Here is a 7,045-nt window from a genome sequence, read left to right as displayed (position 1 = left end):
GGGAAGCTCACAGTATGGGGGGAGAAAGGGAGTGATCAATATGAGCCTTTACGAGCAGGTAAGGTACCTTTATGGAGTAGAAAAGCTTTCCCAGCGCGCCATAGCCCGTAAGTTGAGTATTTCCCGCAATACAGTGAAGCGCTACTGCCAGGGAGAGAATGTCCCCTGGGAAACCAAAGGGCGGCAGTACCGGCGTAGGGTAACTGGGCCTGTGGAAGAGGTGGTCAGGGAGTGGCTTGCCCAGGACAGGACTGCACCCCCGAAACAGCGCCATACCGCCGAACGCATCTACCAGCGCCTGGTGGAAGAATACGGCTTTGCCGGGGCTTCCTCTACCATCCGCAAGCTGGTAAGGGAGCTGCGCCTGGAAGATACCAAAGCCTTCATACCCCTTGAGTTTGACCCTGGGGAAGCTGCCCAGGTGGACTGGGGCGAAGCCGTAGCTTACATAGACGGCCAAAGGACCAGGGTCCAGATATTCTGCTACCGGCTCTGCTACAGCTCGGCTTTTTATGTAGCCGCATTTCCCGCCCAGCGCACCGAGTTCTTCTTGGCCGGCCACCTCCAGGCGTTTAGCTTCTTCGGCGGGGTACCCCGGCGGCTGATCTATGACAACCTGAAGACTGCGGTTAAAGACGGCTGGGGGCGTTACGTCAAGGCCGAGCAGGACGATTTTGTGGCCTTAAGGAGCCATTACGCTTTCCGGGCCGATTTCTGCAACCCGGACAGCGGCAACGAAAAAGGTCTGGTGGAAGGGCTGGTCGGCTACATCCGCCGTAACGTCCTGGTTCCGGTGCCGCGGGTAGGCAAAATGGAGGAGCTGCAGGCCGAACTGGATAAAAGGTGCCTGGGCTACCAGGACAAGCACCTGCGCTATCACCCCACCCCGGTCAAGGAAGCCCTGGCCGCCGAAAGGCAGCACCTGACCCCTCTGCCGGCCAAGGAGTTCGAGTACGCCCTTACCAGGGTGGCCGAAGTAGACAACCTGGGCCTGGTCAAATTTGACCGGAACCGCTATTCGGTCCCGGTGCACCTGGTGGGCCGGACGGTAACCGTCAAGGGCTACCCCTTTCAGGTTAAGGTTTACCACCGCGGCCTTTGTGTGGCCTACCATCCCCGCCTCCACCGCCAGAACGAAACCCGCCTGGAGCTGGAGCACTACCTGCCGGTGCTGGTGAAAAAGCCCCGCTCTCTGGCCAATGCTGCCCCCTTACGCCGGGCCAACCTGCCCCCGGGCCTTAATGAGCTGAAAGACCGCCTTCTTTCCCGGGGAGAAGATCACGAGCTGGCCAAGGTCCTGGGGCTGGTCATCAACCACGGGGTCCTGGAGGTGGAGAGAGCCATTGTATTGGCCCTAGAAAGCGGCCAGGATACCTACCAGGGGGTGCGCTATTATCTCGAGCGTAAAGACACTCAGCCGGGGAACGTTAATGCTGCTTTCCCCAAGGTAGAACCGGTAAACCTTAAGGTATACGATGACCTCCTGGCAGGTGAAGTCCAGTGAGCAAGGTGCCAGCTGTTGCCCTGTATGCCAAAGAACTTAAGCTTTCTACCTTTGTTGACTGCCAGCCGGTAATCCGCCAGGCCACCGCCGAAGGCTGGGGGTACGAAGAATTCCTGGGGGAGATGCTTTCTAGGGAAGCTGCCAGCCGTAAGGAGCGCCAGGTTCAAAGACGCATCAAACTGGCCCGTTTCCCCTTCCAGAAAACCCTGGAAGAATTCAAGTTTGAGGCTCTACCCCATGTGGAAGAAGCCCAGGTGTTGGAGTTATCAGCAGGGGAGTTTATCAAACGCCGGGAAAATGTGGTCATGATCGGTAACCCGGGAACCGGAAAAAGCCATCTGAGTATAGCTTTGGGCATTAAGGCCTGTATTCACGGTTATTCCACCCGCTTTTTCACTGCGGCCAATCTGGTGACCAGGCTTTGTGAAGCCCAAACCGAAAAGAAACTGGGCAGGATGTTAAAGGAACTGGCCAAGGTCAACCTGCTGATTGTTGACGAGCTGTCCTACGTATCTTTCCCGCGTCCCGATGCCGAACTGCTGTTCCAGGTTATCGCCGAAAGGAGTGAGCGCGGTAGCGTAATAATCAATACCAACTTGGACTTCTCCAAATGGGAGGAAATCTTCGGGGACCACATGCTGGCCGCTGCTTTGGTAGACAGGCTCACCTTCAAATCGCATATCCTAAACATGAACGCCGAATCATACCGCCTAAAGCAGCACCAAAGAACAAGGGCCGGCTAAGAACTGTTTTCCGGTCGGCCCTCCCCTCCCCCGGGGGAGGGGAGGGTTCCCCAACACCTGGGTACTGGATCAGTTCTACATTAGCAAAGATGGATCAGCTCCATAATAGCAACTGGATCACTTTTGTGTTGACAAACGCACCCATGTCATTCATCTCCTTAAAGAGTCAGCATACCAGTTGCAATCCCCTAAGAGTAAGCTCCCCGGAGCCCGGCGACACCGGCCATCTTACGCACAGGGGAAATATCCCCGTCTAACCATTATCCTTCAACATCACCCCCGGCCGGTAAGCTCCTGTGCCGGATCGCGTGCAGGCAGAAATGGAAGACCTTGCGGCAGATCTCTTTGATCTGATAGGAGGTTCAGTGCCGGGCCGTATCACCGGCTGTTTGGTACGGATGGTGCTTTGAGCGCGACCTTTTCTTCCCAACAACTAGGATCGGCCTCGATCGGAGCTCCCTTAACCCTCCGGTTGAAATGACAAGGTCTCTTCATGCACCGGGCAACACCGAATTCCACAAAACCTGTAATTTTCACGTCCCGGCTATGCTCATTCCCGACATGGCCGGCTACCCCTTAGCGTCTCCGGCTCACGACCACCTTCTGGCCGGTTGTGGTTGCGGTGGTAAAGGGCGCTTGCCAAGTGCTCCTAGACCGACACTTGGCACGGTACCTTTCTTGTTACTGCCTGCCGGAGCCGCATACACGGCATCACGGGATGTGCCTGGAGATCATGGCGGGACGACTCCCTTTTAGTTGCCTCAACCAAGTTTGGTCATCATATAACCAATTTACCTTGGGCCGCGGCCAGGGCCTCGTTCTTGTTGAGGGAAGGGACTGTCTTTGTGGAACATTCAACCCCCCTTGTCTTCGTCGATCTGCTGGCGCCTGGGGAAGATCTCGGTTTCAACATAATCCCGGACCATATCCCGCAGCGCGTAATCGGTATCCTCGAACATGTAATCCGGAACCAGACGCCTCAGGCATTGTATAGGGCCATCTAGCCCTTCCTCCCCTCAAATAGCCGGCTGGCCGATGAGATTTGGCCCGCACCCTGCGCCTCCCCTACCAAGAGACCCTTCAATCCCTAGCGGTTACCATTCCCAATCATCCGAATTAACTATACAGTCCACCTTCTGCTAGCTGCTTGGAAGTCAGGCAGAAGGGGCGGTGAATCCGGGACGAGAACTCCGCCGTGAACCTGCTCAACAAAACCCTTGCCGAGCTGGGCCGCCGGCGAAGCCGGAAGGCTTCACCGCTCGTGCCGTGTACCACCGTACCCCGCGGGGGAAGGTGGTACACGGAAACTTCCGGGGTACAGAATATGGCCCTGGCTTCTGCAGGTTAACCCCTGCGGGATACCCCCAAATGAATTGGGGGGAGGAGGTCACTTAAATGCTTTCGGATATCTGCCTATGGAGTTCTTCCTCGATGATAACTCCGTACTTTTTTAACATCTTTTTTCGCAGTTCGTAATACACATACCCCAGGACAACTGTTCCAAGGAACACTAGTGATGGTGCTGGGCTTTGACTGATGCCAAGGATCATGAATAAGAACGATATAACAATAAGACCGAATGCAACAAACAGTCGCCCCGCGCTCCCCAGCCTGAAAGTAGCCTTTTGAAACTCTTCCGGGAACTTCTTAGGTAATCTCAGAAGAGCTACCCCTGCAAGAATCTGCACTACCATGAAAGCCAGAACTGTCATTACTGCATACTCTGTTATGCTGGCACCAAGCAGAATTCCCGCAACTGAGAGCAGAACCATGAGAATGACGGCCCTATCCGGAATCCCCGAACTTCTGCCAATGTGTGCGAACGCCTTCGGAAAAATCCTATCCCGTGCTAGAGCTAGAACATCCCTTGTTTGAGTAAGCAGAACGCCATTTATCGAGGTAGCTGCGGCAAGAACGGCACTTAGCGATATAGCTGCGGCAAGCCACCCCGGGAGGAATCTGCTGGCGGCTGCGCCAACTGGCGCCTGGACCCCGCTAAGTGCGGCCCAGGGAATAATACTTGGAAGTGCCAGGGTCACTATAGTATAGACGATAAGCACTGCCAGGAAGCTGGTAATTAGAATTCTGGGAATGGCTTTGGAAGGATGCTTAATCTCCTCTCCCATTTCCACTATAACCATGAAGCCTGAATAGGAAAAATATGCTGGTACGGCTGCCATCACGATTGCACCGAAACCGAGAGGAAAAAGAGGTGTCATTTGTTCGTAATTGCCATTTAGGAGACCGGTGACACCGAAGAACAAAAGGGCGACCACAAAGACTACCACCATTACTGCCTGTACCCCGACAGAAGCCCGTATTCCTATCAGGTTGATGATGCCAAGAAGGAGAACCACGGCTACTGCAGTCCACATCACATTGAGACCTGGAACAAAATAGGCCAAGTAATCCGCCAGACCATAAGCGAGGAGCGGCATTCCCACCGCGGCACCTACAAGCGTCGTCCAAACAAGGATAAAGCCCCAAAATGGGGAAAGCACCCTACTTACGGCGACATAGCTGGCTCCACTTACCGGAAAAACGACCCCTATTTGGGCAGCTGCAAAACTAGCCAAAAGCGCAGGAATAGAAGCCAAAAGAAAGGCCACAAATACCCCCGGCCCGGACGCCGCTGCCAGCTGGCCAGGTAAGATGTATATTGAAGCCCCTATAACATAGCCTACAAGAGTAAATACACCACCAGCAACCCCCACAGTCCTTTTCATCTTTTCGTTTTCCAATTTAGGGCCTCCTTTCTACTTCCAATCGGCTGGAATCAAAACCCATGGGGCCATACCGATGCCACAACTTTAGGGCAATTATGAACCTTTTCGGCATACCATCCTCCTATCTTCCATTCTTTTGCTCAGCCAAACCATTTTTTTCCCGGTACTGGTTGGTGTACTCCCCGACCGGCAGGTCGGAACAGATGAACTACCTTCCCTTAAAACTAGGCTCCCTCCCCTCAAGGAACGCGAGCATTCCCTCTCGCACATCTTCCGTCAGCAGACAAGCCATTACCGCTTCTGTCTCGTAGGTCAGAGCCGTTTCAAGAGTCGCGGCTGCCCCGGTGTTTAAACATCTTTTCACCAGCGAAGTTGAGACCGGCGCATTAGCAGCAATTCTTCGTGCCAGCTTTTTTGCCTCCTCCATAAGTCTCTCGTGAGGCACTACCTTCTCTACGAGTCCGATTCTTAATGCCTCCCCGGCATCCACAGTATTGCCTGTGAGCATCAGTTCTTTCGCCCTTCCAAGCCCTACAAGCCCTGGGAGGATATGCGTTACCCCGTTGGTCTCAAAAAGGCCGACTTTCACCTCGGGAAACCCAAATTCGGCCTTCTCCGAAGCCACCCTCAAGTCGCACAGAATGGCAAGCTCGGCTCCTGCCCCCAGGGCATAACCGTTAACAGCAGCTATGGTCGGCTGCTGGAGGTTGATAATCTCTTGGGTGATTCTCTGCATCCTCAGGACGCTCTTCCTGACTTCAAAAAAGTTAACTTTCCCTTGGAAATCCTCACCCATCTCTTTAATATCTGCGCCTACCGAAAACGCGCGGCCTTCCCCTGTAAAAACCAGGACCCGGATATCTTTGTCTCCGCGGAGGTCAGTGATCACTTGGTCTATTTCCTGCCATGTTCGATCCCGGAGGGCGTTCAAAACATGGGGGCGTGCCAGCTTGATAACCGCTATACCTTGGTCCTTTTCGTAAACAATATCCTGAAATTCCATCTGTCTTCCTCTCCCTGCTTGACTGTAGCCTAGGTAGCCCTAAAGGACTCCGACAGGCAAGTAAGCAATGGTCTTAGCTATTCCAATCCCAGGATCCGGGCGGCATTGCGGTATAGGTAGTTTTCCCTGACGTCGCTTCTCAGCGGTAGCTCATTAGCCTCCGAGACCAGCCTCTCCATGGGCAGGAGCGGCCACTCAGAAGCAAAAAGAATCTGATCTTTAAGGATGGTATTGCCGTAATGAATGAAGGCTTCCCACCCTGTTCCCGGCCGGCCTATATACTTCGGGCTGACTGCCCCGGTCTCGATGTAGACATTAGGATGTTTCCACGCCACTGCTACCATTTCATTAACCCAGGGCCAGCCGCCGTGGTTGGCAACAATCTTCAGGTCAGGGAAATCACAGGCGATTATATCGAGGTAGAGTGGTCTTCCATAGTCCATGGTACGGGTAAGGCTGTAATTGATCCCCGTATGGATGGTAACCGGTATGTTGAGCTCCAGGCACTTCTCGTAGAGAGGATAGAATACCCTGTCATGGGCGTAAACCTTATAAGCCCACGGTTGCAGGTTTACGCCTTTCATTCCTTCATTCCTAACCCATCCCTCCACCTCCTTAGCCATATCCCGGCTTTCCTCAGGGTGAACTGTACAAAACCCGATGAACTTGTCAGGATATTTTTCTACGAGTCTTTTTACGGCCAGGTTGATGTGTCTGTAATCTCCAAACTCCCATTCTGCCTGTAAAACGCATTTATCAACCCCGCTGGCCTCCATAGAGGCTAGCAACTCTTCTTCGCCAATCTTCTGGGCGGTACCCAGGGAGAAAAGCTCCAGGTAGTGGCTCATATACGAAGGCACAAATGACAAATCCGATGGATCTGCATCGGGAAACTGTTCCTTCAGGGGAAGCCTGACTCTGAAGTCTATTATCACTTTCAGCCCTCCTCTCGGTCAGCGCCAGGTCTTCTCAACGGCATCGTAGCTGCCTTCTCTGAGATCCTTTTTTGCTGCAACCAGCTTGTATTTCTCGACTCGCTGGGACGGAGTCATAGGCAGATCTTCTATGT

5 protein-coding genes are annotated in these 7,045 nt (G+C 53.7%); 2 read left to right on the top strand and 3 right to left on the bottom strand.

What is annotated here, in order from left to right:
• The first annotated feature begins 40 nt into the window (after positions 1 to 40).
• Together H5U02_12975 and H5U02_12970 are read left to right on the top strand one after the other, a co-directional pair.
• Positions 41 to 1,504, top strand: a complete 1,464-nt coding sequence (locus H5U02_12975; GenBank protein MBC7343333.1) for an IS21 family transposase — start codon at positions 41 to 43, stop codon at positions 1,502 to 1,504.
• Positions 1,501 to 2,247, top strand: a complete 747-nt coding sequence (locus H5U02_12970; protein MBC7343332.1) for an ATP-binding protein — start codon at positions 1,501 to 1,503, stop codon at positions 2,245 to 2,247. The genes H5U02_12975 and H5U02_12970 overlap by 4 nt, the downstream gene beginning before the upstream one ends.
• A 1,391-nt stretch (positions 2,248 to 3,638) precedes the next feature.
• Here the strand turns inward: H5U02_12970 and H5U02_12965 are convergent.
• From H5U02_12965 to H5U02_12955, 3 genes are all read right to left on the bottom strand, one after another.
• Positions 3,639 to 4,988, bottom strand: a complete 1,350-nt coding sequence (locus H5U02_12965; protein MBC7343331.1) for an amino acid permease — start codon at positions 4,986 to 4,988, stop codon at positions 3,639 to 3,641.
• 193 nt (positions 4,989 to 5,181) lie between these two features.
• The gene (locus H5U02_12960) at positions 5,182 to 5,976 is read right to left on the bottom strand and encodes an enoyl-CoA hydratase/isomerase family protein (GenBank protein ID MBC7343330.1); all 795 of its coding nucleotides are present in this window, start codon (positions 5,974 to 5,976) and stop codon (positions 5,182 to 5,184) included.
• Positions 5,977 to 6,053: 77 nt separating this feature from the next.
• Positions 6,054 to 6,911, bottom strand: a complete 858-nt coding sequence (locus H5U02_12955) for an amidohydrolase (protein MBC7343329.1) — start codon at positions 6,909 to 6,911, stop codon at positions 6,054 to 6,056.
• Positions 6,912 to 7,045 lie beyond the last annotated feature (134 nt).

It is taken from the genome of Clostridia bacterium, assembly GCA_014360065.1.
Lineage (GTDB): Bacteria > Bacillota > DSM-521 > Neomoorellales > JACIYF01 > JACIYF01.
Note: the sequence above shows the minus strand (reverse complement) of the source record. Positions and strands in the feature narration are given on the sequence as shown.